General features: G+C 52.3%; 1 pseudogene. It reads left to right on the top strand.

Annotation, left to right across the window (positions count from 1 at the left end):
* Positions 1-203: pseudogene (locus tag ACRHNM_RS18140) on the top strand (hypothetical protein); the annotation flags it as partial.
* Positions 204-237: the final 34 nt, after the last annotated feature.

Raw genomic sequence — 237 nt, 5'->3', positions numbered from 1 at the left:
AACAGGCAGAACTCCTGGTGGTCTTTTTCTATTTGTGGTACGCGGTTGAATGGACCATCCGCTGCATCTGCTACCTGGATACCTACCGGGCCTACAGGAATATCAGTTTTGAACGCGAGGCTTATTGGCACGAAAGGGATGCTGAGTACCTGGAGAACCGCAGCGCCTTCCGTTTTGTCCGTTACCTCTTTGAGCCATCCTAAGATGTCGGAGGCAGCCACCTGCGAGATTGACCTT

Source organism: Psychroserpens mesophilus, from assembly GCF_050617655.1.
Classification (GTDB): Bacteria; Bacteroidota; Bacteroidia; order Flavobacteriales; family Flavobacteriaceae; genus Psychroserpens; species Psychroserpens mesophilus_A.
Note: the sequence above shows the minus strand (reverse complement) of the source record. Positions and strands in the feature narration are given on the sequence as shown.